This window comes from Streptomyces sp. NPDC088553 (genome assembly GCF_044752965.1).
Classification (GTDB): domain Bacteria; phylum Actinomycetota; class Actinomycetes; order Streptomycetales; family Streptomycetaceae; genus Streptomyces.
Genome location: NZ_JBIVMG010000007.1, coordinates 478,978 through 503,159, shown reverse-complemented (window position 1 = coordinate 503,159; position 24,182 = coordinate 478,978). Strand labels below are relative to the sequence as shown.

Below are 24,182 nucleotides of genomic sequence, written 5' to 3'. Positions count from 1 at the left end.
CGCAGGGCAGACGCCGGGCACCACTCTCGCGCGGGGAATCGGACCCCGATCGGCGCCCGCCGGGATCGGTGACATTTCCCGGGCGATGCGTGACGGACGGCCTTCCGGACCGTGACTCCCGTCATCCCGGAGTGCCTGATTCCCTTATCCACCGGCGGAAATGACCGAGGTCATCGATCGCGTGACACATGCAAGAACCGGCGCGAACCCGCTCGGAGTTCCGGCCGTTCGCGCCCATGCTCGGAGAGCGAATTCATCACCGTTCCGAACCATCGTTCCCGGAAAACCGTCACGTTAGGAATCCGCTGTGTTCTCTCGCCGCAACGCGATACGACTCGGACTCACCGCCGGTGCCGTCGGCGCTGTCGGCGCGGCCGGCGGGGTGTTCCAGAGCCTCACCTCCGGTACGCCGGCGGTGGCCGCCGAGCCGCCCGCCGGCCCGCCCGTGGTCACCCCGTTCACCGTGCCGCTGCCCCGGCCGCGGGTTCTCGCCCCGTACCGGCGGACCCGGTCGGCCGACTACTACGCGGTCACCATGCGCAGGGCCCGGGTCGAGATCCTGCCCGGGCTGCGGACCGAGGTCCTGACGTACAACGGCACCTTCCCGGGCCCCACCATCCGGGCCCGCAGCGGGCGCACGGCCGTGGTGAAGCAGATCAACGCGCTCTCCGCGCCGACCTCGGTCCATCTGCACGGCGGGAACAACCCGCAGGACCAGGACGGCGGGATGATGGACCTGATCCAGCCGGGCCGGTCGAAGACCTACGTGTACGCCAACCGCCAGGTGGGCGCCACACTGTGGACCCACGACCACGCCCACCACCTGGAGTCCGAGCACGTCTACCGGGGCCTCTCCGGGCTCTACCTCCTCGGCGACGAGGCCGAGGACGCGCTCGGACTGCCCTCGGGCCCTTACGAGGTGCCGCTGATCCTCCGGGACGCGCACTTCGACGCGGCGGGGCAGATGGTCTACACGATGGACGACGCGCTCAGCCGCACGACCATCCTGGTCAACGGGGCCCCGTGGCCGTACATGAAGGTCAAGGCCCGCAAGTACCGCTTCCGGATGGTCAACTCCTGCAACCTGCGCATCTTCGTGATGGCGCTCTCCGACGGCAGCCCCATCATCCACGTCGGCTCGGACGGCGGGCTGCTGCCGGCGCCGGCGCCCTCGCCGGTGATCGTCCTCTCCCCCGGCGAGCGCGCCGACTTCGTCGTCGACTTCTCGCGGTACGCGCCGGGCACCCAGGTCACCCTGGCGAACATGCTGGGCCCCGGGCCGACCGAGCTCGTCGGGCAGATCATGCGCTTCGACGTCGAGGAGAAGGTGACCGACACCAGCCGGGTGCCGGACGTCCTCACCACCCTGCCACCGCTGCCCACGCCGACCGTGGAGCGGAGCTTCGAGCTGCGGATGGACGAGCCGGGCACGGGCCACCTCGCGTACATCAACGAGAAGACCTTCGACCACGGCCGGATCGACACCGAGATCGCCTGGGGCTCCACCGAGGTGTGGACGGTCAAGAACACCAGCACGACCGTCCCGCACAACTTCCACACCCACCTGGTGCAGTTCCGGATTCTCGAACGGGACGGAATGCCGGTCTATCCGGCTGAGGCCGGCCTGAAGGACACCGTCCTCCTCTTCCCGGGGCAGACCGCGAAACTCCAGCTGACCTTCGACACCCACCGCGGGGTCTTTCCCTATCACTGCCACATGATCGACCACAGCGCCATGGGAATGATGGCGCAGATGCGCATCTCCTGAATTCTCCCGCACCTCTGAACTCCTCGTTCCGGAAAGGAGGAACCATGTACGTACGCCGCATTCTCGACGCTCTCGGAAAGGACCCGGGGCGCGTGGTGATCCACCGCGCCGACGAGGCCGTCACCGCCGGCCGGCTCGCCGGTTCGGTGCGGGCCACGACGGCCCTGCTGCACTCCCGCGGCGTCCGCCCCGGTGACACCGTCGCCGTGCTGACCGGCCCCAACCGGCCGCTGATGCTCGGCGCCCGGTACGCCGTCCATCTCCTGGGCGCCACCTCCGTGTACGTACGGTCGATGAATCCGCGTACCGACACGGAGACCTTCTCGGTCGCCACCCAGGCCCAACTCCTGGAGGACCTAAGGGTGTCGGTGCTGCTCGTCGACGACGAGAGCGCCGAGCGGGGCGACTGGCTCACCCGCCGCGTCCCGGCCGTGACCGCGCTGACCGTCCCCTGGGGGACGGCGGCCGGAACCCCCGAACCGCTGCCGGCGCGCCTCCCCGAGCCGCGCCCGGACGATCTCGCGACCGTCGAGTTCACCAGCGGGAGCACCGGACGGCCGAAGATGGTCGCCCAGCGGTACGACACACGTGAGGAACTCGTCAGCCGTCTCGCCCATGGCCTCGATCCCCGGGGACCCGCGACGCTGCTGTCCGTCACGCCGATCAGCCACACGACCGCGCCGATGGCCGACGCGGTGCTCGCGAGCGGCGGACGGGTCGTGCTGCACGACGAGTTCGACGCGGGCGACGTCCTGGACGCCTTCGAGCGGCACGGGGTCACCGACGTCTATCTCGCCGTCCCGCACCTCTACCGGCTCCTGGACCATCCGGCCGCCCCGCTCACCGACCTGTCGTCGCTGCGCCGCATCACCTACAGCGGCACCCCGGCGGCACCGGCGCGGGTGGCGCGGGCCGTCGAGCTCTTCGGCGACGTGCTCATCCAGGTGTACGGGACGACGGAGGCGGGCGGCATCAGCAGCCTCAACCCGCTGGACCACCGCGAGCCGGAACTGCTCGGCTCGGCGGGCCGCCCGTTCCCCTGGGTGCGGGTGGAGATCCGCGGCCCCGGCGGCGGCCCCCAGGTGGAGCGGGGGGTGTCGGGCGAGATCTGGATCAGCTCGCCGACGGTCACGGCCGGCTACCTCGGCGACGAGGAACGCACCGGGACCGTCTTCCGGGACGGCTGGCTGTGCACCGGCGACCTGGGGCACTGGGACCGGTACGGCTACCTCCGGCTGGACGGCCGGGTGGGCGACGTGATCAAGCACGGCGGGCTCAAGCTGGACCCGGCGGCCATCGAGGAGGCGCTGATGCGCCATCCGCAGGTGCGCCAGGCCACGGTGTTCGGGGTGCGGGACCGCGACTGGGTGGAGCAGGTGCACGCGGCCGTCGAGCTGTACTCGGGGGCCGGGCAGACCTCCTGCGACCTGCGGGGATACGTGGCCTCGGCGCTGACTCCCGAGCACACTCCGGTACGCGTCTCGGTCTGGCCGCGGCTGCCGCTCACGCCCTCGGGCAAACCCGACCGCGCCTATCTGCGCTCCGTCTCGCCACCGGACCCCGCCCCGCGTGCCGGCGGGCCGGCCCTCAGCTCCCCGCGCGGAGCCACCGCGCGGGACGACCCCGTCCGCGTGAGCGGCGCGGGTCACCAGCCCGATCACGCCTCCTCGCGAACCAGAAAGGGCGTTCCATGACCGGTTTCGGCCACTTCGCCCGGTCGCTGCGGCTACGGCGGCTCTACCGCCACAGCACGGCCGGCCTGATGATCACCCCTCTCGACCATTCGATCCACGACGGTCCCGTGGTGCCGAAGGGCACCACGCTCGACCAGCTCGCCGCCCGGATCGCGGCCGGCGGCGCCGACGCCGTCGTCGTGCACAAGGGCAGCGTCCGGCACATCAGCCCGGAGCGGTTCGCCGCGATGTCGCTGATCATCCACCTCAACGCGAGCACCAGCCAGGCGCTCGACCCCAACGCCAAGTACGTCGTCGCCGGCGTCGAGGAGGCCCTGCGCCTCGGCGCGGACGCGGTCAGCGTCCACGTCAACCTCGGCTCCGACGACGAGCGGCAGCAGATCGGCGACCTCGGAAGGATCGCCGACGCCTGCGACCGCTGGAACCTGCCGCTGCTCGCGATGGTGTACCCGCGCGGGCCGCGGATCAGCGACCCCCGGGACCCGGCGGTCGTCGCGCACGCCGTGACGATCGCCGCGGACCTGGGCGCGGACCTGGTCAAGACCGTCTTCCTCGGATCCACCGCGGAGATGCTCGACCTGACCGCGGCCTGCCCGGTGCCGGTGCTCGTCGCCGGCGGACCCGCCCTGGAGAAGGAGGAGGACGTCCTGGCGTACGTCAGGGACGCCATCGCCGGAGGGGCGGGCGGGGTGGCCATGGGCCGCAACATCTTCCAGGCCAAGGACCCGCGCGCGCTGGCGGCCAAGGTCGCGAGGATCGTGCACCACTTCCCCGAACAGCACTTCACCACCGGCCCGTTCAGCGAGTCGGGCGGCCGGGAGCGGCTTCACAGCGAACGCCTCACCCCCGACCACCTCGACGGCACACCGCTCGACGACCCGCACCACGACGACACCCACCTCGACGGCCCGTCGCTCGACGGCTCGTCTCTCGACCATCTGACAGGAGGTCCGCATCATGACGGACGCCAAACTGTGCTGGCTTGACATCCGTGAGGCCGGCGCCGCCACCGCCGCCGTCCTCGAGGAGGCCGTGCACCAGAAGATCGACGGCATCGTCGCCGCCGACCCGGCCGTCTTCGCCGGTCTGCCGCCCACCGTCCGCAAGGTCCTGCTCTTCGAGGACGGTGCCGGCACCGTGCCCGCCGACCTGGGCGAGGCCGACGTCGTGATCGTCCCCGGCCCGAAGGACGGCCGGACCGAGCTCGAAGCCGCCCACCCGGACGTGCAGTTCGGGCGGTACGTGGAGATCGTCGACGCCGACACCCTGGAGGACGCCTGCCTGGCGGCGCGTCTGGAGGCGTGGAGCGTGCTCGACTTCCGCGACCCGACGAAGATCCCCCTGGAGATCGTCATCGCGGCCGCCTCGGGCGCGCCCGGTTCCATCGTGACGACGGCCGCCGACACCGAGGAGGCCGAGATCCTGTACGGCGTCCTGGAGCACGGCTCGGACGGGGTCCTGATGCGGGGCCGTACGGTCGGCGACGCGACGGCCCTGCGGACCGCGGCGACCGCGCACGGCGGGGAGATCTCCCTGGTCGAGCTGGAGGTCACGGCGACCACGCACATCGGCATGGGCGAGCGCGCCTGCGTCGACACCACGACCCACTTCCGCAAGGACGAGGGCATCCTGGTGGGCTCCCACTCCAAGGGCATGGTCCTGTGCGTCAGCGAGACCCACCCGCTGCCGTACATGCCGACCCGTCCGTTCCGCGTCAACGCGGGTGCCCTGCACTCGTACACCGTGGGGCAGAACGGCCGCACCCACTACCTGAGCGAGCTGCACGCCGGCAGTTCCGTTCTGGCGGTCGACGTCGACGGCCGTACGCGGCCGGTCAGCGTCGGCCGGGTGAAGATCGAGACGCGTCCGCTCATCTCCATCGACGCGGTCGCGCCCAGCGGTCAGACGGTCAACCTGATCCTCCAGGACGACTGGCACGTGCGGGTTCTCGGCCCGGGCGCCTCGGTGCTCAACAGCACCGAACTCAAGCCGGGCGACCGCATCCTGGGTCACCTGCCGACGGCCGACCGTCATGTCGGCTACCCGATCAACGAGTTCTGCCTGGAGAAGTAGGAGCGCACGGAGCGCCCTGCTCCACCATGTCGTGAAGCCCCGCCCCGGCACGCCACGTGCCGGGGCCGGCGCGCGTCCGGACTCCGTCGCCGTCCTCACAGCAACCCGCATTCCGCCGCGATGCGCGCCGCGTCGAACCGGTTTCGGCCGCCGAGCTTCTTGATCGCCGCCGAGGTGAGGTTCCGTACCGTCCCCGCCGCGAGGTAGAGCTCGCCCGCGATCTCCTTGACGGTCGCCCCGCCGGCGGTCAGCCGCAGGACGTCCGTCTCCCGGACGCTGAGCACCGTCTCCCCCGCCGTCGGCGTCCGCAGCAGTCCCGGGTCGACGGTGAGGCAGCCCCCCGCGACTCCCACCAGGGTGGTGATCAGCTGCGGCAGCCGGGCCGTCTTCGGTACGACTCCGAGTGCTCCGGCGGCCACCGCCCGGTCCACCACGGACGGGGTGGCCGAACCGACCATCAGGGCCACTCCGCAGCTCGGATGGTGCGAGCGCACCTCGGTGGCGGCGTGCAGCGCCTTGCCTCCCATGGTGCTCTCGCCGAGCAGGAGCACCGTGGGCCGGTGCCGCTGGACGGCCGGAAGCACCGCCTCGAAGGTCGTGGCGAGCCCCACGACGTCCAGGCCGTTGGTGCCGTTCAGGGTCTCGGCGAAGGCCTCCAGGACCAGTTGGTGGTCACCGGCCACGACGACGCGAATGGACATCTCTCTCCCCGTGGTGACTTCTATGGTGCCTTCTGGGCGGTGGTGGTGAGGTGGTGAGTGCTGTGTGTCTCAGCCGCTCGTCGTCCGCGCGGCGTCGGCGGCCAGCCCGTCGACGACGGAGCGGAGCCAGCCGCGGTCCCCGGCCGTCGTCGTGTCCGGTCCGGCCACGCCGCCCGGGGTGTGCTCGATGTGCCGGGCGCCGGGCGGCAGCGCGGCCGCGAGGGCGGCCGACACGGCGCGGAAGGCGCGCAGCAGCTCACCGGGGGCGTCCGGCGCCGGCAGCACGACGACGGCGGCGTTCACCGGGCCCGCGTCGGCGGCGATCTGGCCGGGCAGCCGGCCCGCCTCGGCCGGATCGCGGATGTCGATGCGGTACGGCAGGGCGAGCAGGCCCGCGTCGTTGAGCGCCTTGCAGAGGAAGGCCGCGTTGGTGGCGGCGTCGTCGCCGCGGTCCGGGTGACCGGCGCCGACGACGGCGACGATCGCCCCCGCGGCGCTCAGTCGTGTCGCGAGCTCCCGGCCGATGCCCGTGGTGGCGTCGACGACGAGGACGACAAGACCGTCGAGCCGCGGCGGGGAGGAACCGGTCTGGAGCACGTGACGTCCCTTTCGAGGAGATCGTCGAACGGGTAGCGTGATGATCGTGTGAATGGGGTGAATCGGATCGCTCGGGCGATGGGGGCGCGGAATCCGGTTCGGATCTCCGCCCCGACGACCCTGGGGCGGTACGACCATTGGGGGACACCGTGGACGAGGTCTCGTCGCTCGACCAACACACGCTGGGCGTGTACCGCGCGATCCTGTTCCACAAGGAGCACGATCCCGAGCGCCTGGCGAAACTGCTGAGCTGTACGACGGAACGGGTGGAGGAGGCGCTCGACCTGCTGACGCGGCTCTCCCTGCTCGCGCCGTCCCGGGACAGTCCGGGCCGGATGCGCGCGGTGAACCCGTCGCTCGGTCTCAAGGTGCTGCTCCAGCGGGAGGAGCGCGAACTCGCCTCGCGGCAGCAGCGGATCGAGCAGAATCGTGCCGCCCTCGCCGCTCTCGCGGCCGAGTACACGGCGTCGGGCCGCTCGGGCGGTCTCGACGGGGCGGAGCACCTCGACAACGTCGACGACATCCGTACCCGTCTGGAGGCGCTCGCCGAGTCCTGTACGCGCGAGTCGCTCGCCTTCCATCCCGGCAAGGCCCTCACGGAGGAGTCCGTCGAGGCCGGCCGGCCGCTGAACGAGCGGGCGATGGAGCGGGGCGTCCGCTTCCGGACCATCTACCTGGACAGCGTCGCGGGTGACCGGGTCACCCGGGCGCACGCCCAGTGGATGGCGGAGCACGGCAGCGAGATCCGTACCTCGCCGACGCTCCCCATGCGGCTGCTCATCGTGGACACGGCGGCGGCGGTGGTCGCCGGGCTGCCGGGTCAGGCCCAGCCGTCCGCGCTGCTCTTCAGCAGCCAGCCGGTGGTCCTGGCCATGCGCGCCCTGTTCGAGGCCTACTGGGAGCACGCCTCCCCGCTGAACGGCCCGGGGGACGCCCTGCCCGGCGGACTCACCCCGCAGGAGCGCAAACTGCTCCAGCTTCTGGCGAGCGGTCTCACCGACGAGGCCGTGGCGCGGGCACTGGGCATCGGGGTGCGGACGGAGCGGCGGATCGTGGCCGACCTGATGGAGCGGCTCGGTGCGTCGAGCCGGTTCGAGGCGGGGGTGCAGGCGACCCGCCGGGAGTGGATCTGAGGCCCGGAGCGGAGCCGGAGCGGCGCGGCGGCGGTGGCGGCGGTCGTGACGTGCATGGCGGTCAGTTCCTGGGGGCGATCGGCCAGACGAAGTCGTCCGGGATGTCGATGACGCAGCGCAGGCCGGGGAGCGTCGGGACGCAGGGGAAGTCCGGCATCTGCGGGTGCGGCGGCGTCGGCCAGACGAAGTCGTCACCGCGCTGGGCGACCGTGTGCGGGGCGGTGGGGGCGGCCTCGGCCGGGGAGGCGATCACCAGGCCGCCGAGGACGGCGGCGGCGACGGCGGCGAGGACACTGCTTGCGCGGCGGGAGCGACAGGACATGTGGGTCTCCGGTTCCTGGTGCGGATGCGGTACGGGTGCGGCGTACGTGCGTGTCAGGAGGTCCTTGGCGGCCGGTGGCTTTTCAGCCGTCCCGGCCGCACACCTAGAGGAAATCACCACGGGGCCCCGGCTGTCCGCTTCCGGACAGGCCAGGAAGCTGCCTGGCAAAGAGCTGCCGCACGACCTGCGGGAAAGTGGGGGCGCAGGCCCCGTGCGGACCCTCGTGTTCCGGCCAAAAGGCCAGGTGGGGGCGCATACGTGATCGTTCGCGCGCCGGGCCGGGATCCGGCCACGGGCATGTGGTGCAGCGAGTTGCCACCGGCACGCGGCCGCCGGGGAGCGCTCAGGGAACGATTCCGCGCGGATCCGGCACCGGCGCGCCTCCTGGGGCGCGCGGCGCCCCGGCGCCGACGACACGCGTCGGGACGGGGGCCCGGGGCACGGGGAGGCGGCGCGGAGGGCCGGCGACGAGGCGGCGCGGAGGGCTGCGGGGAAGTGCCGCGGGGGGCTCAGGGCAGCGGCAATGAGGGCCGCGAGGCGGCGGCGCCGGAGACCGCCGGGAGGCGGCGCGGGCGGCCGGGAGGAAGAGGCGCGGAGTCCGCGGGAAAGCGGCGCGGAAGGCCGCCGGGAAGCGCCGAAGAGAGCCGCGGGGAGACGGCGCCGAAGGCCCCGGGGAGGCGGCGCCGAAGGCCGCGGGGGCGAAGGCGGCGGCCGCGAGGAGGGCGGGGCGGCCTTCGCGGAGCCCGGCACACGACGGGGCCGGGAAGCGTCACCGGACGGTCGTCACCGGGCCCCGGACGGGCGGCAACACAGTGTTGCGCCGCCCGTCGGGGCGGGCGGGTCACGCCTTGCTGTAGTGCGCCCAGAACTCGTCCCAGGACAGCACACCGTCACCGTTGTCGTCACGCTGCTTGATGAGCACCTCGGCGACCGACTCGGTGACGTGGAAGTCGCCGTGCCGGGCCATGAGGCTCTTGTACTCCGCGGCGGTGATGAAACCGTCCCCGTCGGCGTCGAACGTGTTGAATGCCGTGCGTGCCGCGTCGATGTCCGCCACTGCTTCCGCCCCTTCTCGGTGCTTGTCTGACGGGGGTCAGATTAGCTGGCCCGGACGTGCCGGATGAGGGGGGTCACCGGCCGGCCGCTCGTGCGGGGCCGCTGCTCCACCGGAGTGCCGGCCTGGCGGGCCGACCGCCCGCTCGCCTGCTCTACCGGAACACGCCCGTGTGGCCGAGCGAGTAGCGTCCCGGCTGCGGGTAGACGGCGAGGCCGTGGGGTCCGCCGCCGACCGGGATGCGGGCCAGCTGCTTCCCGGTCGCGGTGTCGATCGCGTACACCTCGGAGTCGTAGCGGCCGGAGAGCCAGAGGACCTTGCCGTCGGCGGAGACGCCTCCCATGTCGGGGGATCCGCCGTCCGGCAGCCACCACTTCTTCGTCAGCTTGTCCTTCTCGAAGTCGAAGACGGAGATGGAGCCCTCGCCGCGGTTGGGGACGTACATCTCGCGGGAGTCCCGGCTGACGTAGAGCCCGTGGGCGCCCTTGCCGGTGGGCAGCAGGGTCGGGGTGGTGAACTTCTCGCCGTCGAGGACCCACATGCCGTGGGCCATCATGTCGGCGATGTAGAAGGTCTTGCCGTCGGGGGAGATCTTCACGTCCTGCGGCATGGCGCCCTCGAAGGGCAGTTTCTGCTGGCCGATCACCTCCATCCGCTCGGTGTCGACCTTGAGCAGTTCGCCGGAGAACTCGCAGGAGACGACGAAGTAGCGCCCGTCGGCGGAGAAGTCGGCGTGGTTGACGCCGTAGCAGCTGACCGGGACGGTCTTCTTCCGTTCCATGGTGTGCGGGTCGCGGAAGACGAGTTCGCGGTCGAGCGAGGCCATCACGACGGCGTACTTGCCGTCGGGCGTGAAGTAGAGGTTGTACGGGTCGTGGACCTCGACGGGCTTGCCGGCGACGCCGGTGGCCGGGTCGATGGGGGTGAGGGTGTGGCCCCGGTTGTTGTTGACCCAGAGGGTCTTCAGGTCCCAGGAGGGCACGACGTGCTGGGGCTGGTTGCCGACGGGGATCGTCTCGACGACCTGGTAGGTGGCCGGGTCGATGACGGAGACGGTGTTGGAGTTGGTGTTGGGGACGTAGACCCGGGAGGGGAAGTCCTTGACGACCGGTGAGAGCTTGTCGGGCCGGTCGGCGGCGTAGACGTCCTTCGGGTCGAGGAGCGGCGGCATCCCGGGGAGCCCGGCGGGGGCCGCGGCGGGCTTGGGGACGGCGGGCGCGGCCTTCTTCACCGGGGCGGCGCCCTCGCCCGGGTCCCCGCTGCCGCAGCCGGCGAGCGCGGCGAGGAGGGCGGCGGCGAGAAGGGTCCTCTGTGTGCGGTGTGCCATCAGGTCAGCAGCTCCGTGGTGGTGACCGCGCGCAGTCCGCGGCGGTCGAGGTCGGCGAGGAGGAGAGGCAGCGCGGCGGCGGTGTCCGGGTAGCCGAAGTGCAGGCTGACGACGGATCCGGCGCGGACGGGTCCGGTGACGTTGCGGACGACGGCGCCGGCGCCGGGCGAGGTGAAGTCGAGGGAGTCGACGTCGTACGAGAGGACGTGCGGGTATCCGGCGCGGTGGGCGGCGCGCAGGACGGCGGGGGCGGCGTGCTGGGTGCGGGAGGGCCGGAACCAGGTGCCGATGGAGCCGGTGAGCCGGCGCAGCCGGGTGGCGCAGGCCTCGATCTCGGCGAGGGCCTCGGTCTCGGTCAAGGCGTTGACGTCGATGTGGCGCTGGGTGTGGTTGCCGAGGTCGTGTCCGCCGTCGAGGACGCGGCGGGCCAGGTCGGGGTACCGGTCGAGCCAGCTGCCGACGGCGAGGACGGTGACGCGGGCGCCGGCCTTCTCGGCCTGGCCGAGGAGCGTCCGGGCGAGGGCGGGGTCGCCCTGCCCGTGGAAGGTGAGCGCGACCCGGGGCCGGTCGCGGGGGCCGTGGGTGATCTCGGCGGGCTGGCCGGGAAGGCGGCGGGGGGCGGGGGCCGCGACGGGTGCGGCGGCGGGGCGCCGGGGCGCGGGCGCGGCGGGGCGCGGGGTCGTGCCGCAGGCGGTGGCGAGGGCTCCCGCGAGGGCGGCGGCCGCACCGGCCCGGAGGGCTCCGCGGCGGTCGATCGGCTTCACGCGACCATTTAAGGGCGCTATCGCCCGGTTTATTACGATTAGGCCAATTCAGGACGTTTACGGGCCCCGCAGGGGCGTCCAGCATGCGGACGACCCCGAGGAACAATCACGGAACCGCATAGTCATTCATTGTTTGCAAGGTGAGTGCCACACGTCACCAACGATTCACTATTAAAGTGTCCACTTTTGGTGCAGTTTGCCCCACTAGGGACTTTTGGCGGTATGGCCACCTGTCTGCCATAGTCGGTGGCACGACCCCCATTGACCCGGGCCAGGTCGACATAGCAGCCGTGGATACACCCCCCTTGTCCACGGCGCACCACACGGAAGCCCCCACGCGCCCCACCACGGCGCACGGGGGCTTCCGTGCGTCCGGGGGGTGTCAGGACTCAGGGGCGGTCGGCGACCCGCATCTCGAACCAGGTCGTCTTGCCACGGGGCGCCAGGTCCACGCCCCACCGGTCCGAGAGCTTGTCGACCAGGAAGAGCCCCCGGCCGCTCGTGTCGAGCTCGTGCACCGGCATCAGACAGGGCAGCCCGCGTGAGGGGTCCCGCACCTCGATCCGGATCCAGCCCCGCCGCCGCTGCAACCGCAGCGCGAAGACCCGCGCGCCGGTGTGCCGGACCGCGTTCCCGACGAGCTCCGACACCAGGAGCACCGCGTGCTCGGCGATCTGCGGGCCGAGCGCCCACTGCCGCAGCACGACGTGCTGGGTCAGTCTGCGGGCCACCCACGCGGATTCGGGCCGGGACGGCAGCCGGACGTCCTCGTCCGCCGGATTGCCGTACAACTCCACTGCGTCGGCGGCCTGTTCGTCGTCCGCGGCCGGTGACCACGGCGCTGCGGCGGCGCCAGTGCGCTGCCACGGTTGTTCCCTACCCTCCAGGCCCGCCATGCCCCCCATCATGGCCGCACGGAGCCGATCGCGGGGGCCGTTCCGGTGGAATCGGCCCCCACGAAGGGACGTCTGTCACCTCAGGCGAACTTCGCCTTCCCCGGGCCCTCCTCGACGAAGCTGCGCATCCCGTTCGCACGGTCCTCGGTCGCGAACAGCCCCGCGAACCAGGTGCGCTCGATGGCGAGACCGGTGTCGATGTCGGCCTCCAGGCCCTGGTCGATCGCCTCCTTCGCGGCCCGCAGCGCGACGGCCGGGCCCTGCGCCAGCTTGGCGGCCCAGGCGTGCGCCTGCTCGTACACCTCGGCGGCGGGGACGACCCGGTCGACCAGACCCAGCGTCAGGGCCTCGTCGGCCTTGACCATCCGGCCGGTGAAGATGAGGTCCTTGGCCTTGGAGGGGCCGACGAGCCGAGCCAGCCGCTGGGTGCCGCCGGCACCGGGGATCAGACCGAGCAGGATCTCCGGCTGGCCGAGCTTGGCGTTGTCGGCGGCGATCCGGTAGTCGGCACAGAGCGCGAGCTCACAGCCGCCCCCGAGGGCGTAGCCGGTGACGGCCGCGACGACCGGCTTGGGGATGCGGGCGACGGCGGTGAAGGCGTCCTGGAGGGCGCGGGAGCGCTTGACCATGGCCACGTGGTCCATGACCTGCATCTCCTTGATGTCCGCGCCGGCCGCGAACACCTTCTCGCCGCCGTAGATGATCACGGCCCGCACGTCGTCGCGGTCGGTCGCCTCCTGGGCGAGCTCGCGCAGCCGGTCCTGGGTGGCGATGTCCAGCGCGTTCATCGGGGGGCGGTCGAGGCGGATCGTGCCGACGCCATCGGCGACTTCGAGGTTCACAGTCATGGGAGGAAGGTTAGTGTCCGTTAACGCCGAGGGACCCGGTGCTGTTGCTCACAGCACCGGGTCCCTCGGACGTACGAACGGTGGATTACTTGATCCACTCCGACCAGTCCATGTTCCAGCCGTTGAGGCCGTTCTCCGGCTGGATCTGCTTGTCCTTCGAGTTCTTCACGACGACCACGTCACCGACGATCGAGCGGTCGAAGAACCAGGCGGCCGGCTTCGAGCTGTCGCCCGCGCCCCGCGCGTCCTGGAGGCCGACGCAGCCGTGGCTGACGTTGGCGGAGCCGAACGTGCCCGGCGAGGCCCAGTAGTTGCCGTGCACGAAGGTGCCCGAGGTGGACAGGCGCATCGCGTGCGGCACGTCCTTGATGTCGTACTCGCCGCCGAAGCCGACCGTGGCCCCGTTCATGCGGGTCACCTTGTACTTCTCGCTGATGACCATCTGACCGTTGTACGTGGTCGTGGACGGCGCGCCCGCGGTGATCGGGAGCGTCTTGATGATCTTGCCGTCGCGCTCGACCTTCATCGTCTTGGCGCTCGCGTCGACGGTGGAGACCTGACGGCGGCCGATGGTGAAGGTGATCGTCTTCTTCTGCTTGCCGTAGACGCCCGGGCGACCCTCGACGCCGTCCAGGTTGAGGTGCACGGTCACCTTGGTGCCCGCGGCCCAGTAGTTCTCCGGGCGGAAGTCGAGGCGGTCGTTGCCGAACCAGTGGCCCTCGATCGGCACGGACGGCTCGGCCGTCACCTTGATGGCCTTCTCGACGGCCTCCGGGTCGGTGATGCCCCGGGTGAAGTTGATGGACACCGGCATGCCGACGCCGACGGTCGAACCGTCCTCCGGCGTGTACTGGCCGATGAAGGTGTTCTTCGGGACGAGGGTGGTGAAGGTGGTGTCCTTCGCCGACTCCCGGCCGTCGGCGTCCTTCGCGATCGCGTGCACCTTGTACTGCGTGGCCGCGGCCAGGTGCGCGGTCGGCGACCAGCTGGCCCCGTCCGCCGCGATCTTCCCCTCGACCGCGGTGCCCTTGGAGTCGGCGACCGTGACCGTGGTCAGCTTGCCCTGCGCCGCGGTGACCTTGAGGACCCCGCTGGTGGCGACCGAGTCGGCGCCGTCCTTCGGGAGGATCGTCACGACCGCCTGGGAGGCCGCGTTCTCCTGCTGGCCGCCGCCCTGGGCGGCCGGCCCCTGGCCCCCCGTACCGCCGCCGTTCGCCGTCTCACCGCCGCCGCAGGCGGTGAGCACCAGAAGCAGCGCTCCCGCCGCCAGGGCCTGCAGCCTGACGCCCCCACGCCGGCCGCGCCGCCCCGTCGCTCCGACCGATGCCCCCGATATCGGCTGCCCGTTCACTGTGGTCTTCTCCCCTCGCACGGCCCGGCACCGCCCGGCCCCACCCCCGTGCGCATCCACTCGCGCACACGGCGCTAGATAATCACACCGCAGGACACGAAAGATCCTCGTGAATGTCACCGTTCCGTCCCGATCGACCTGCTAAGACAACGAAAGAGGCCGAACGTGCCGGGCGGTACGAGGGGGACGGGGGCGTCAGCTCAGCGCGGAGCCTGCCTTCCACCGGTTCCACTCCATGTTCCAGCCTCCGAGGCCGTTGTCGGGAGCGACCTTTCGGTCACGGGAGTTGACCACCTCCACCACGTCGCCGATGAGGGTCCGCTCGAAGAACCAGCCAGCCGGGGACTCGGCGCTGCCGCCCTTGTCGTCCCGGAGCCCGACGCAGCCGTGGCTGACGTTGGCGGAGCCGAAGGTGCTCGGATCGGCCCAGTAGTTGCCGTGCAGGAAGGTGCCCGAGTCGGTGAGCCGGATGGCGTGCGGCACGTCCTTGATGTCGTACTCGCCGCCGAAACCGACCGTGGCCCCGTTCATCCGGGTCACGTCGTACAGCTCGGTGACGACCATCTTCCCGTTGTACGTGGTGGTCTTCGGCGCTCCCGCGGTGATCGGCACGGTGGCGAGGACCTCGCCGTCCCGCCTGACCTCCATGGTGTGGGCGGCGGCGTCGACCAGGGACACCTGGGAGCGGCCCACGGTGAACCCGACGGTCTTGCGCTGGATGCCGTACACGCCGGGAGCCCCCTCGACGTCCCGCAGGCCGATCTCGACGGTGACCTCGGTCCCGGGCTGCCAGTACGCGGCGGGGCGGAAGTCGAGCCGCTCCTTGCCGAACCAGTGGCCGACGACCTCCACCGGCGGCACGGAGGTGACCCGGATGGCCCGCTCGACCTCCGCCCGGTTCTCGATCGGCATGTTGAAACCGAAGGAAACGATCATGCCGGTGCCGACAGTGGAACGGTTCTCCGGCTTGAAGTAGCCGATGAAGCGGCTCTCGGGCACCACGGTGGTGAAGGTGGTGTGCCGGGCGGACCGGCGGCCGTGCGCGTCGAGCGCGACCGCGTCCACGCTGTACTTCGCGGCCAGCGCGAGCCGGGTCTCCGGGCGGGGCCGCCAGCGCAGCCCGTCGGCGGAGATCTCCCCGGCCACCTGGGTCCGTCTGCCGTCCTCCACCTGGACGACGGTCACCCGTTCGAGTCGCCCGCTGTCCACCTTCACCTCGACCGGGCCCTCGGCCGGCAACCCCCGGCTGCCGTCCTCCGGGCTGATCCGGATGGCGTCACCGGGGGCCCGCGCCTTGCCCGGCAGGCGGATGTCGATCCCGCCTCCACCGTCCGGCGCCGTGCAGCCCACGAGGCCCGCCAACAGTCCCGCCACCGCGAGGGCGTACCTCGCCCGCTTCCATACAAGTGTCACGCTCGGCCCAACGACAGCCACCCTCCAGGGGAAACGTGCGTGCGGGTCATGTTGGGAGCGGGGCCGTCCGGGCAGAACAGGGGGAGAACCACGCGCGGGAGCGGCGGCCGGGACGCCGCCGCTCCCCGGCGTGCGGGCCCGACGAGCCGCTGGAGGCCGGGACGGTGACGAGCGCAGCCGAGCAGGAGGCGGTACCTGACCATGCCCCGGAGCGGGCCGGGCCGCCCGTGTGGCCGGGCGCGCCGACGCCGCTCGGCGCCCGCTGCCGGGTCGGCCCCGACGGGGTGACCGGCACCAACTTCGCCCTGTGGGCGGGCGGGGCGGAGGCCGTCGAGCTGTGCCTCTTCGACCCCGACGGGACGGAGCTGCGGCTGCCGTTGACGGAGCTGACGCACGAGATCTGGCACGGCTTCGTGCCGGGGATCGGGGCCGGGCAGCGGTACGGCTACCGGGTGCACGGCCGCTGGGACCCGTGGACGGGGGCCCGCTGGAACCCGGCGAAGCTGCTCCTCGACCCGTACGCGCGGGCCGTCGACGGCGACTACGGCGATTCCGGATTGGCACCCGAGGTGTACGGGCACGTGCGGGACTGGCCGCAGCAGCACGTGGCCGACACCGTCCGCGACGAGCGGGACTCGGCGCCGTACGTCCCGAAGGGGGTCGTCGTCCAGGACGACGACGACTGGTCCGACGACCGCAGGCCCAAGACGCCCTGGCAGGACTCGGTCATCTACGAGCTGCACGTGAAGGGCTTCACCCGGCTCCACCCGGGCATCCCCGAGCGTCTGCGGGGCACGTACGCGGGTCTGGCGCACCCGGCGGCCGTCGAGCACCTCGTACGCCTCGGGGTGACGGCGGTGGAGCTGCTGCCGGTCCACCAGTTCGCGCACGAGGACCATCTCCTCCGGCGGGGCCTGCGCAACCACTGGGGCTACAACTCCATCGGCTACTTCGCCCCGCACGCCGGCTACTCCTCCTCGGGGACGACCGGACAGCAGGTCGGCGAGTTCAAGCGGATGGTGCGGGCGCTGCACGCGGCCGGGATCGAGGTCATCCTCGACGTCGTCTACAACCACACGGCGGAGGCGGGCGAGCTCGGCCCCACGCTCTCCCTGAAGGGCATCGACAACCGCGGCTACTACCGGCTCCAGTCCGACGCCCGCCGCTACACGGACTACACCGGCTGCGGCAACACCCTGCACGTCGTGCAGCCGCAGGTGCTGCGGCTCATCACCGACAGCCTGCGCTACTGGGTCACCGAGATGGGCGTCGACGGCTTCCGCTTCGACCTGGCGGCCGCCCTGGCCCGCTCGATGCACGACGTCGACATGCTCTCCCCGTTCCTCGCGGTCATCGCCCAGGACCCGGTGCTCCGCCGGGTCAAACTCATCGCCGAACCCTGGGACGTGGGCAACGGCGGCTACCAGGTGGGGGCCTTCCCGCCGCTCTGGACGGAGTGGAACGACCGCTACCGGGACGCCGTACGGGACTTCTGGCGCGGCGCGCTGCCCGACGTCCGGGACCTCGGCTACCGGCTCTCCGGCTCCAGCGACCTGTACGCCTGGGGCGGGCGCCGGCCGTACGCCTCCGTCAACTTCGTCACCGCGCACGACGGCTTCACCCTGCGGGACCTCGTCACGTACGAGCGCAAGCACAACGAGGCCAACGGCGAGGGCAACCGCGACGGCACCCACGACAACCGCTCGTGGAACTGCGGGGTGGAGGGCGAGACCGACGACCCCGGCATCAACGCCCTCCGCCTCCGCCAGCAGCGCAACCTCCTCACCACCCTGCTCCTCTCCACCGGCGTCCCGATGCTCGTCGCCGGCGACGAGATGGGCCGCACCCAGGGCGGCAACAACAACGCCTACTGCCAGGACAACACCACCGGCTGGCTCGACTGGGCCCTGCCGGACGACCCCGGCCGGGCCCAGCTGCTCGCCCTGACGCGCCGGCTGCTCGCCCTCCGCCACGACCACCCGGTCCTGCGCCGCCGCGCCTTCTTCTCCGGCCGCCCCCAGGGCGCGGACGGGTTGCGGGACCTGGCCTGGTTCACCGCGGAGGGCGCCGAGATGACGGAACCCGACTGGTACGCGCCCACGGCCACCCTCGGCCTCTATCTGTCGGGCCGCGACATACCGGGCCGGGACGAGCGCGGCGAGCAGATCACCGACGACAGCTTCCTCGCCGTCCTCCACGCGGGCCCCCGGCCCCTGGAGTTCCGCCTCCCGGGCGCCCCGTGGGCGGAGACGTACGAACTGGTCGTGGACACCGGCCGCGAGGACCAGTCGGCGCCACCGGGCACGGAGCACCCGGGCGGCGGGACGATCACGGTGGGCGCCAGATCGGTGGTGCTGCTGCGGGTGCGGGCGTGAGGGGCCCGGCGCGCTGCGCGACGGGGTCGTACCCGCAGACCCGGACCCGCCCCTCGTCGGGGGTCCGCCGCCCCTCGACGCACTCCACGGTGGTGGTCTCGCCGACGCCGTTGGGGCCGAGGATCCCGAAGATCTCGCCCTCGCCGACCTCGAAGGAGACCCCGTCGACGACCTTCCGGCCGCCGTACGTCTTGTGCAGTCCCTGCACCTCGGTCGCTGTCATGCCCCCAGGCTGTCGGCCGGGACGCGGCGCGGGTATCGGCCATCTCTCGCTCGTCCTGGCCATCAACCGATCGGTTGATGGCCGGTACGACTCGGCGCCGTCCGGGATGCGCCCCGGACCGACCGGAAAACAGGATGAGACGTGTCAGTGGTGAACCGTATGGTCGGACCTGATGCCCGAGAAACCTGTCGCCCCAGAGCGCCCCGCCCCTGATTCCCCCGACTCCTCCGACTCTCCCGGCAACCGCGGTGATCACGACCGCTCCGCGGTGCGGACGCTGCTTCGTCTCTGGCCGTACGTGCGGCCCGTGCGGGCACGGCTGTTCACGGCCGCCTTCGTCGCGATCGTCGCGTCCTGTCTGTCGCTCGTCATCCCGCTCGTACTGAAGTGGCTGGTCGACGGGCCGGTCGCGGACCGGGACCCGGGCGGCGTGTGGCTGGGGGCGCTCTACCTCCTGCTGCTCGGCATCGCCGAGGCGGTGCTCTTCGGGTACCGGCGGTGGCTGGTCGCCCGTCCCCTGTCCGGGGTGGAGGCGCGGATGCGGGCCGATCTGTACGGCAGGCTCCAGCGGCTCCCGATCGCCTTCCACGACCGGTGGGCCTCCGGCCAGCTTCTCTCCCGCGGCACGACCGACCTCATGCTGGTCCGGATGTTCCTGGCCTTTCCGCTGACGTTCCTGCTGGTCAACGCCGTGACGATCCTCGCGGGTTACGTCCTGCTGCTCGCCCAGGACTGGTCACTCGGGCTCGTCCTCCTCACCCCGGTCATCCCGCTCGTCATCGTCTGCTCGATCTTCGAGGGCCGGTACGGGGTGGTCGCGCGCCGCGCCCAGGACCAGGTGGGCGATCTGACGACGGTCGTCGAGGAGAGCGTCCTCGGCATCCGCATCGTCAAGGGCTTCGGCCGCCATCGCAGCCAGGCGACGGCCTTCCGGGAGCTCTCCGGCCGGCTGCGCGGCACCGAGCTCGTCAAGGCCCGGCTGCTCGCGATGATCTGGGCGGTCATCACCTTCGTACCGGAGCTGGCCATCGGTGCGGCCCTCGTCCTCGGCACGGTCCAGGTGGCGGACGGCGACCTGTCGGCGGGCACGCTCGTCGCGTTCCTCTCGACGGCCCTGGCGCTGCGCTGGCCGGTGGAGTCCATCGGCTTCCTCCTTGCGATGAGCCAGGAGGCGGCGACCGCGACGGAACGGTACTTCGAGGTGATGGACGCCGAGGAGGAGCCGGACGCCGCCCCGGCCGGCCGGGGCGCGGCGGCCACCCGGGGCACCCGGGACACGGCGGACGGCGGCCCCGGCGGGGTGCGCTTCGAGGGCGTGTCGTTCCGCTACCCCGACGCCCCGGCGGACTCCCCGCCCGTCCTGGACGGCATCGACCTGCACATCCGCCCCGGCGAGACCTTGGCCCTGGTCGGCGGCACGGGCTCCGGCAAGACCACGCTCACCACCCTCGTACCGAGGCTGCACGAGGCGTCCGGCGGCCGCATCCTCCTGGACGGCGAGGACATCGCCCTGATGGACCGGGACCGGCTGCGGTCCCTGGTGTCGATGGCCTTCGAGGAGCCCACCCTCTTCTCCGCCAGCGTCGGAGCGAACGTCCTGATGGGCGCGGACGGCGGGGCCGGCGAGCCGGAACTGCGCCGCGCCCTCGGCGTGGCCCAGGCCGACGGCTTCGTCCAGCGGCTGCCCGAGGGCGCCGACACCCAGGTCGGCGAGCAGGGCCTCAGCCTGTCCGGCGGACAGCGCCAGCGGCTCGCCCTCGCGAGGGCCGTCGTCGGCCGCCCCCGCTTCCTGGTCCTGGACGACCCCCTGTCCGCCCTCGACGTCCACACGGAGGCCCGCGTGGAAGCGGCCCTGCGGGAGGTCCTGCGGGACACCACGGCGCTCGTCGTGGCGCACCGCCCGTCCACGGTGATGCTGGCCGACCGGGTGGCGCTGCTCTCCCGGGGCCGGATCGCGGCCGTGGGCACCCATCACGAACTGCTGCGGAGCAGCGAGGAGTACGCCTGGCTGATGTCCGGCGAAGGCGAAGGCGGAGGCGGGGACCGATGACCGAACAGCAGACCGGCGATCCCTTCGACCGCGACGACCTCCCGGCGCCCCCCGGAGCGACGGGCACCCTGCTCCGCTCGCTCCTCTCGGCCCACCGCGTACGGGTCGCGGTCGCCGCCCTGGTGCTCCTCGTCAAGGAGGGCGCGATCCAGGCCGGCCCCCTCCTCGTCGCGTACGCCATCGACGAGGGCGTCCCCGCCTTCCGCGCGGGCGACCACGGCCCCGTCCTCGCGGTGGCCCTCGGCTACCTCCTCTGCGCGGCGCTCTCGGGCCTCCTCCAGTACGTCTTCGTCCGCGGGGCGGCCCGCGTCAACCAGGACGTCCTCCTCGACCTGCGCGGCCGCATCTTCCGCCACGCGCAGATCCTGAGCGTCGACTTCCACGAGCGGTACACCTCGGGCCGGCTGATCTCCCGCTCCACCACCGACGTCGAATCCCTCCGGGAGCTCCTCTCGGAGGGCCTGCAGGAACTGATCGGCGTCGTCCTCTCCTTCGTCTCGATCTCCGCGATCCTCCTCTACCTCGACCTGGGCATCGGTGCGGTGGCGGTGGCGTCCTTCCTGCCCCTCGCGTTCCTGGTGCGCGTCTACCGGCGCCGTGCCGGAGCGGTGTACGCCGAGCGGTCCACCGCCATCGCCGGCGTCATCGTGAAGTTCGCCGAGACCATGAACGGCATCCGCCCCGTGCGTGCGTTCCGCCGCGAGCGGGTGAACGAGACCGAGTTCGCGGCGCTCAACCACCGGCACGAGCGCAGCAACGGCGACGCGCTCCTCGAGATGGCCCGCTACGTCGTGGGGTCGCGGCTCGTCGCCAACACGGCTGTCGCCGGCATGTGCCTCTGGGGCGCCTATCGGGTGGCCTCGGGCTCCCTCGAACTGGGCGTCCTCGCGGCGGCGGTCCTGTACATGCGGCGCCTGTACGACCCGATCGACCGGCTCGGCATGTTCCTCAACTCGTACGAGTCGGCGGCCGCGTCCCTCACCAAGATCGCGGGGCTCCTGGCCCAGGAGCCCGGAGTCCCGGAGACGACGGCCCCCGCCGCCCTGCCCGCCCGCACGGGCTCCCCCGGGCGCGAGGTCACCTTCGACAAGGTCCGCTTCGCCTACCGCACCGGCGGCGAGGTCCTCCCCACCTTCGACCTGACCATCCCCGCCGGCCAGACGGTGGCGGTGGTGGGGGCCACGGGTGCGGGCAAGTCCACCCTGGCGAAGCTCCTGGCCCGCTTCTACGACCCCACGGACGGCGCGGTGCGTCTCGACGGTGTCGACCTCCGCGACCTCACCACCCCGGAGCTCCGGCGGGGCATCGTCATGGTCACCCAGGAGGCGTTCCTCTTCTCGGGGACGGTCGCCGAGAACATCGCGATCGGCCGGCCGGACGCGACCCGCGAGCAGATCGAGGACGCGGCCCGCGCGATCGGGGCCCACGACTTCATCAAGGGCCTCCCGGACGGGTACGACACCGACGTCCGCAAACGGGGCGGCCGCATCTCGGCGGGCCAGCGCCAGCTGGTCGCCTTCGCGCGTGCACTGCTCGCGGACCCGGCGGTGCTGATCCTCGACGAGGCCACCAGTTCGCTGGACGTCCCGGGCGAGCGGGCGGTGCAGCGGGCCATGGACACGGTCCTGGCGGGTCGTACGGCCGTCGTCATCGCCCACCGGCTGTCCACGGTCGAGGTCGCGGACCGGGTTCTGGTGATGGAGGCGGGGCGGATCGTCGAGGACGGTACGCCTTCGGACCTTGTGACCGGTGAGGGGCACTACGCGGGGTTGCACCATGCCTGGCGGGAGAGTCTGGTGGGCTGAGCCTGCGGGCTGGGCCTCCGGGTTGGGCCTCCCCCCGTGGGGGTGCCGTGGGGGCCGTTCCGGGGGCCGCATTCGGGACCGCATGATTTACGGCGCCTTGGCCGCAGTTGAGGGTGAAGGTTCTGTTCGCGCCACGAATCACGCTTCACGTCCCGAACGCGGCCCCCTCCACGTCCCCCACTCCTGTTTCAGGGTCGTGTTCCAGGAGTGTGCCCCTTCCGCAGCAGGAAGAGTGACAGGGCTGCCGAAGCCGCCATCAGCCCGGCCGCTCCGACGGCAACCGCCCCCATCGCCTCCACGAACGCCGTGCGGGCCGCTTCGATCACCTCGGGCCCTGTCGTCAGTGCGCCGCCCAGGGTCTCGCGCGCCGCGGCCGGCGCGTCCGCGGGCATCGCGCCGGTGTAGACCGCCGCGCCCAGGGCGCCCAGGAGCGCCATTCCCAGCGCTCCGCCCAGCTCGGCTCCCGACTCCAGGACGGCGGCGGCCGCGCCGGCCCGTTCGGGCGGTGCGGCGCCGAGGGCCAGTTCGTTGGCGAGGGTCATCGCGGAGACCAGCCCGCCGGCGTAGACGGCACTGGCCGCGATGACGACCCACAGCGGTGTGGCGCGGTCGATGCCGGCCAGCCAGGCGAAGCCGGTCGCGGCCACGAGGAAGCCGCCGGCCATCACGTACGCCCGGTCGGTCTTCTGGGCCAGCGCCGCGGCCGCGGGCGCGGCGGCCAGCACGCCCACGGTCGGCACGAGGCTCCAGAGCGCGGCCTCGAACGGGCTCTGGCCCAGGACGGACTGCAGGTACTGGGTGAGGAAGACGGCGAAGCCGACCGTCGCCACCATCGCGAGCAGGTTGGCGAGGACGGAGCCTCCGTAGGCCCGGTTCCGCAGCAGCGCGAGGTCGACCATGGGGTGGGCGAGCCGTGCTTGGCGGCGGAGGAACAGCAGACCGACGAGAAGCCCCGCGGCGGCGGCGCACGCCGGCAGCGGCGCCCAGCCGTCCTTGGCCAGCTCCTTGATGCCGTGGATGAGCGGCAGCAGGGCAGCGAGCGAGAGGGCGGCGCTGAGGACGTCGAACCGTCCGGTGACGGCTCCCTTGGACTCGGGCAGCAGCAGCGGTCCCAGGACGAGGAGCAGGGTCATGGCCGGCAGGTTGATGAGGAAGACGGACCCCCACCAGAAGTGCTCGACGAGCGCGCCGCTGACAACGGGTCCGAGGGCGATGCCACTCGCCATCACCGAGGTCCACAGGGTGATGGCCTTCGCGCGCTGGGCCGGGTCGGCGAACAGCACCCGGATCAGGGCGAGCGTGGCGGGCATGAGGCAGGCGCCGGCGACGCCGAGCAGCGCGCGGGCGCCGATCAGTGCGCCGGGGCTGTGCGCGTACGCCGCGGCCACGGAGGCGACGCCGAACAGCGCCGCGCCGCCGAGCAGGACCTTGCGGCGCCCGACGCGGTCTCCGAGGGCGCCCATGGTGACGAGGAGCCCGGCGAGGACGAAGCCGTAGCTGTCGAGGATCCAGAGCTGTTCGGTGGCTCCCGGCCGCAGGTCGGCACTGATGGAGGGGATGGCGAAGTAGAGGACGGACACGTCCATGGAGACGAGGAGCAGCGGCAGCATGAGGACGCCGAGGGTCGTCCAGGCGCGGCGGCCGGCGGGAGCCGGTCCGGTGGCGGGCTCCGGGTGGGTGGTGAGTGTCATGAGGAGGAGGGAAGCAGCGGTGTGCGTACGGTGCCACTCCCGCCCTAGTACACCTGGACTCGCGCGAAGAGATGGGCAGTTCAGAGGCGTGTACGCC

General features: G+C 72.1%; 19 protein-coding genes and 1 pseudogene. 8 read left to right on the top strand and 12 right to left on the bottom strand.

Annotated elements, in window-relative coordinates:
• Positions 1-307: 307 nt before the first annotated feature.
• The 4 genes from ACIP8Z_RS26100 to ACIP8Z_RS26085 are packed head-to-tail and all read left to right on the top strand — an operon-like array spanning position 308 to position 5,535.
• On the top strand, positions 308-1,768 hold the full coding sequence (locus ACIP8Z_RS26100; protein ID WP_402087397.1) for a multicopper oxidase family protein: 1,461 nt from the start codon (positions 308-310) through the stop codon (positions 1,766-1,768).
• A 44-nt stretch (positions 1,769-1,812) separates the two neighbouring features.
• Positions 1,813-3,462 (top strand): class I adenylate-forming enzyme family protein, encoded by a 1,650-nt coding sequence (locus ACIP8Z_RS26095; RefSeq protein ID WP_402087394.1) that lies wholly within the window; start codon positions 1,813-1,815, stop codon positions 3,460-3,462.
• Positions 3,459-4,448 carry a 2-amino-3,7-dideoxy-D-threo-hept-6-ulosonate synthase gene (locus tag ACIP8Z_RS26090; protein ID WP_187623149.1) on the top strand — a complete coding sequence of 330 codons (990 nt, stop codon included), beginning with the start codon at positions 3,459-3,461 and terminating at the stop codon, positions 4,446-4,448. The genes ACIP8Z_RS26095 and ACIP8Z_RS26090 overlap by 4 nt, the downstream gene beginning before the upstream one ends.
• Complete coding sequence (locus ACIP8Z_RS26085; protein ID WP_402087391.1) at positions 4,420-5,535, top strand: 3-dehydroquinate synthase II family protein; 1,116 nt, start codon at positions 4,420-4,422, stop codon at positions 5,533-5,535. Before ACIP8Z_RS26090 ends, ACIP8Z_RS26085 begins: the two co-directional genes overlap by 29 nt.
• Positions 5,536-5,630: 95 nt before the next feature.
• Here ACIP8Z_RS26085 and ACIP8Z_RS26080 read toward each other — a convergent pair whose 3' ends face one another.
• Both ACIP8Z_RS26080 and ACIP8Z_RS26075 read right to left on the bottom strand, forming a co-directional pair.
• Positions 5,631-6,236 carry a response regulator transcription factor gene (locus tag ACIP8Z_RS26080; RefSeq protein WP_030320420.1) on the bottom strand — a complete coding sequence of 202 codons (606 nt, stop codon included), beginning with the start codon at positions 6,234-6,236 and terminating at the stop codon, positions 5,631-5,633.
• Between the two features lie 69 nt (positions 6,237-6,305).
• Entirely contained in the window at positions 6,306-6,833 is a 528-nt protein-coding gene (locus ACIP8Z_RS26075; protein WP_319309744.1) for a hypothetical protein, read from the bottom strand.
• Positions 6,834-6,982: 149 nt separating this feature from the next.
• Here ACIP8Z_RS26075 and ACIP8Z_RS26070 point away from each other — a divergent pair, with 149 nt between their 5' ends.
• Positions 6,983-7,966: a LuxR C-terminal-related transcriptional regulator gene (locus tag ACIP8Z_RS26070; RefSeq protein ID WP_402087387.1), complete on the top strand. Its 984-nt coding sequence runs from the start codon at positions 6,983-6,985 to the stop codon at positions 7,964-7,966.
• A 61-nt stretch (positions 7,967-8,027) separates the two neighbouring features.
• Here ACIP8Z_RS26070 and ACIP8Z_RS26065 read toward each other — a convergent pair whose 3' ends face one another.
• The 8 genes from ACIP8Z_RS26065 to ACIP8Z_RS26030 all read right to left on the bottom strand — a co-directional run bounded on the left by ACIP8Z_RS26065 (position 8,028) and on the right by ACIP8Z_RS26030 (position 15,962).
• Positions 8,028-8,288: a hypothetical protein gene (locus ACIP8Z_RS26065; RefSeq protein ID WP_402087385.1), complete on the bottom strand. Its 261-nt coding sequence runs from the start codon at positions 8,286-8,288 to the stop codon at positions 8,028-8,030.
• An 841-nt stretch (positions 8,289-9,129) separates the two neighbouring features.
• The gene (locus ACIP8Z_RS26060) at positions 9,130-9,345 is read right to left on the bottom strand and encodes an EF-hand domain-containing protein (protein ID WP_266969473.1); all 216 of its coding nucleotides are present in this window, start codon (positions 9,343-9,345) and stop codon (positions 9,130-9,132) included.
• A gap of 151 nt (positions 9,346-9,496) precedes the next feature.
• A complete protein-coding gene (locus ACIP8Z_RS26055; RefSeq protein ID WP_402087382.1) occupies positions 9,497-10,669 on the bottom strand; it encodes a YncE family protein in 1,173 nt (390 codons plus the stop codon).
• Positions 10,669-11,433, bottom strand: a complete 765-nt coding sequence (locus tag ACIP8Z_RS26050) for a polysaccharide deacetylase family protein (RefSeq protein WP_402087379.1) — start codon at positions 11,431-11,433, stop codon at positions 10,669-10,671. The genes ACIP8Z_RS26055 and ACIP8Z_RS26050 overlap by 1 nt, the downstream gene beginning before the upstream one ends.
• A gap of 389 nt (positions 11,434-11,822) precedes the next feature.
• Positions 11,823-12,329, bottom strand: coding sequence for an ATP-binding protein (locus tag ACIP8Z_RS26045; protein WP_402087376.1), 507 nt, complete (start codon positions 12,327-12,329; stop codon positions 11,823-11,825).
• Positions 12,330-12,409: 80 nt separating this feature from the next.
• A complete protein-coding gene (locus ACIP8Z_RS26040) occupies positions 12,410-13,177 on the bottom strand; it encodes an enoyl-CoA hydratase/isomerase family protein (RefSeq protein ID WP_402087373.1) in 768 nt (255 codons plus the stop codon).
• An 85-nt stretch (positions 13,178-13,262) separates the two neighbouring features.
• Positions 13,263-14,528 (bottom strand): Ig-like domain-containing protein, encoded by a 1,266-nt coding sequence (locus tag ACIP8Z_RS26035; RefSeq protein WP_402087370.1) that lies wholly within the window; start codon positions 14,526-14,528, stop codon positions 13,263-13,265.
• Positions 14,529-14,723: 195 nt separating this feature from the next.
• A complete protein-coding gene (locus tag ACIP8Z_RS26030) occupies positions 14,724-15,962 on the bottom strand; it encodes an Ig-like domain-containing protein (RefSeq protein ID WP_402087367.1) in 1,239 nt (412 codons plus the stop codon).
• A gap of 143 nt (positions 15,963-16,105) precedes the next feature.
• On the opposite strand from ACIP8Z_RS26030, the gene glgX reads away from it, so the two are divergent.
• Positions 16,106-18,316, top strand: coding sequence for a glycogen debranching protein GlgX (gene glgX, locus ACIP8Z_RS26025; protein ID WP_402087364.1), 2,211 nt, complete (start codon positions 16,106-16,108; stop codon positions 18,314-18,316).
• A 13-nt stretch (positions 18,317-18,329) separates the two neighbouring features.
• Here glgX and ACIP8Z_RS26020 read toward each other — a convergent pair.
• Positions 18,330-18,539 (bottom strand): annotated as a pseudogene (locus tag ACIP8Z_RS26020) (ATP-binding cassette domain-containing protein); the annotation flags it as partial.
• Between the two features lie 172 nt (positions 18,540-18,711).
• Between ACIP8Z_RS26020 and ACIP8Z_RS26015 the strand changes: the two are divergent.
• Positions 18,712-20,589: an ABC transporter ATP-binding protein gene (locus tag ACIP8Z_RS26015; protein WP_402087362.1), complete on the top strand. Its 1,878-nt coding sequence runs from the start codon at positions 18,712-18,714 to the stop codon at positions 20,587-20,589.
• Entirely contained in the window at positions 20,586-22,394 is a 1,809-nt protein-coding gene (locus ACIP8Z_RS26010; protein ID WP_402087359.1) for an ABC transporter ATP-binding protein, read from the top strand. Before ACIP8Z_RS26015 ends, ACIP8Z_RS26010 begins: the two co-directional genes overlap by 4 nt.
• A gap of 188 nt (positions 22,395-22,582) precedes the next feature.
• Here ACIP8Z_RS26010 and ACIP8Z_RS26005 read toward each other — a convergent pair whose 3' ends face one another.
• Entirely contained in the window at positions 22,583-24,085 is a 1,503-nt protein-coding gene (locus tag ACIP8Z_RS26005) for an MFS transporter (RefSeq protein ID WP_402087357.1), read from the bottom strand.
• Positions 24,086-24,182: the final 97 nt, after the last annotated feature.

Bases quoted from the DNA above. Each gene is read 5' to 3' on its own strand.
- ACIP8Z_RS26095 (WP_402087394.1), top strand. From the start codon at position 1,813: ATGTACGTACGCCGCATTCTCGACGCTCTCGGAAAGGACCCGGGGCGC.
- ACIP8Z_RS26090 (WP_187623149.1), top strand. From the start codon at position 3,459: ATGACCGGTTTCGGCCACTTCGCCCGGTCGCTGCGGCTACGGCGGCTC.
- ACIP8Z_RS26085 (WP_402087391.1), top strand. From the start codon at position 4,420: ATGACGGACGCCAAACTGTGCTGGCTTGACATCCGTGAGGCCGGCGCC.
- ACIP8Z_RS26080 (WP_030320420.1), bottom strand. From the start codon at position 6,236: ATGTCCATTCGCGTCGTCGTGGCCGGTGACCACCAACTGGTCCTGGAG.
- ACIP8Z_RS26065 (WP_402087385.1), bottom strand. From the start codon at position 8,288: ATGTCCTGTCGCTCCCGCCGCGCAAGCAGTGTCCTCGCCGCCGTCGCC.
- ACIP8Z_RS26055 (WP_402087382.1), bottom strand. From the start codon at position 10,669: ATGGCACACCGCACACAGAGGACCCTTCTCGCCGCCGCCCTCCTCGCC.
- ACIP8Z_RS26045 (WP_402087376.1), bottom strand. From the start codon at position 12,329: ATGGCGGGCCTGGAGGGTAGGGAACAACCGTGGCAGCGCACTGGCGCC.
- ACIP8Z_RS26040 (WP_402087373.1), bottom strand. From the start codon at position 13,177: ATGACTGTGAACCTCGAAGTCGCCGATGGCGTCGGCACGATCCGCCTC.
- ACIP8Z_RS26015 (WP_402087362.1), top strand. From the start codon at position 18,712: ATGCCCGAGAAACCTGTCGCCCCAGAGCGCCCCGCCCCTGATTCCCCC.
- ACIP8Z_RS26010 (WP_402087359.1), top strand. From the start codon at position 20,586: ATGACCGAACAGCAGACCGGCGATCCCTTCGACCGCGACGACCTCCCG.
- ACIP8Z_RS26005 (WP_402087357.1), bottom strand. From the start codon at position 24,085: ATGACACTCACCACCCACCCGGAGCCCGCCACCGGACCGGCTCCCGCC.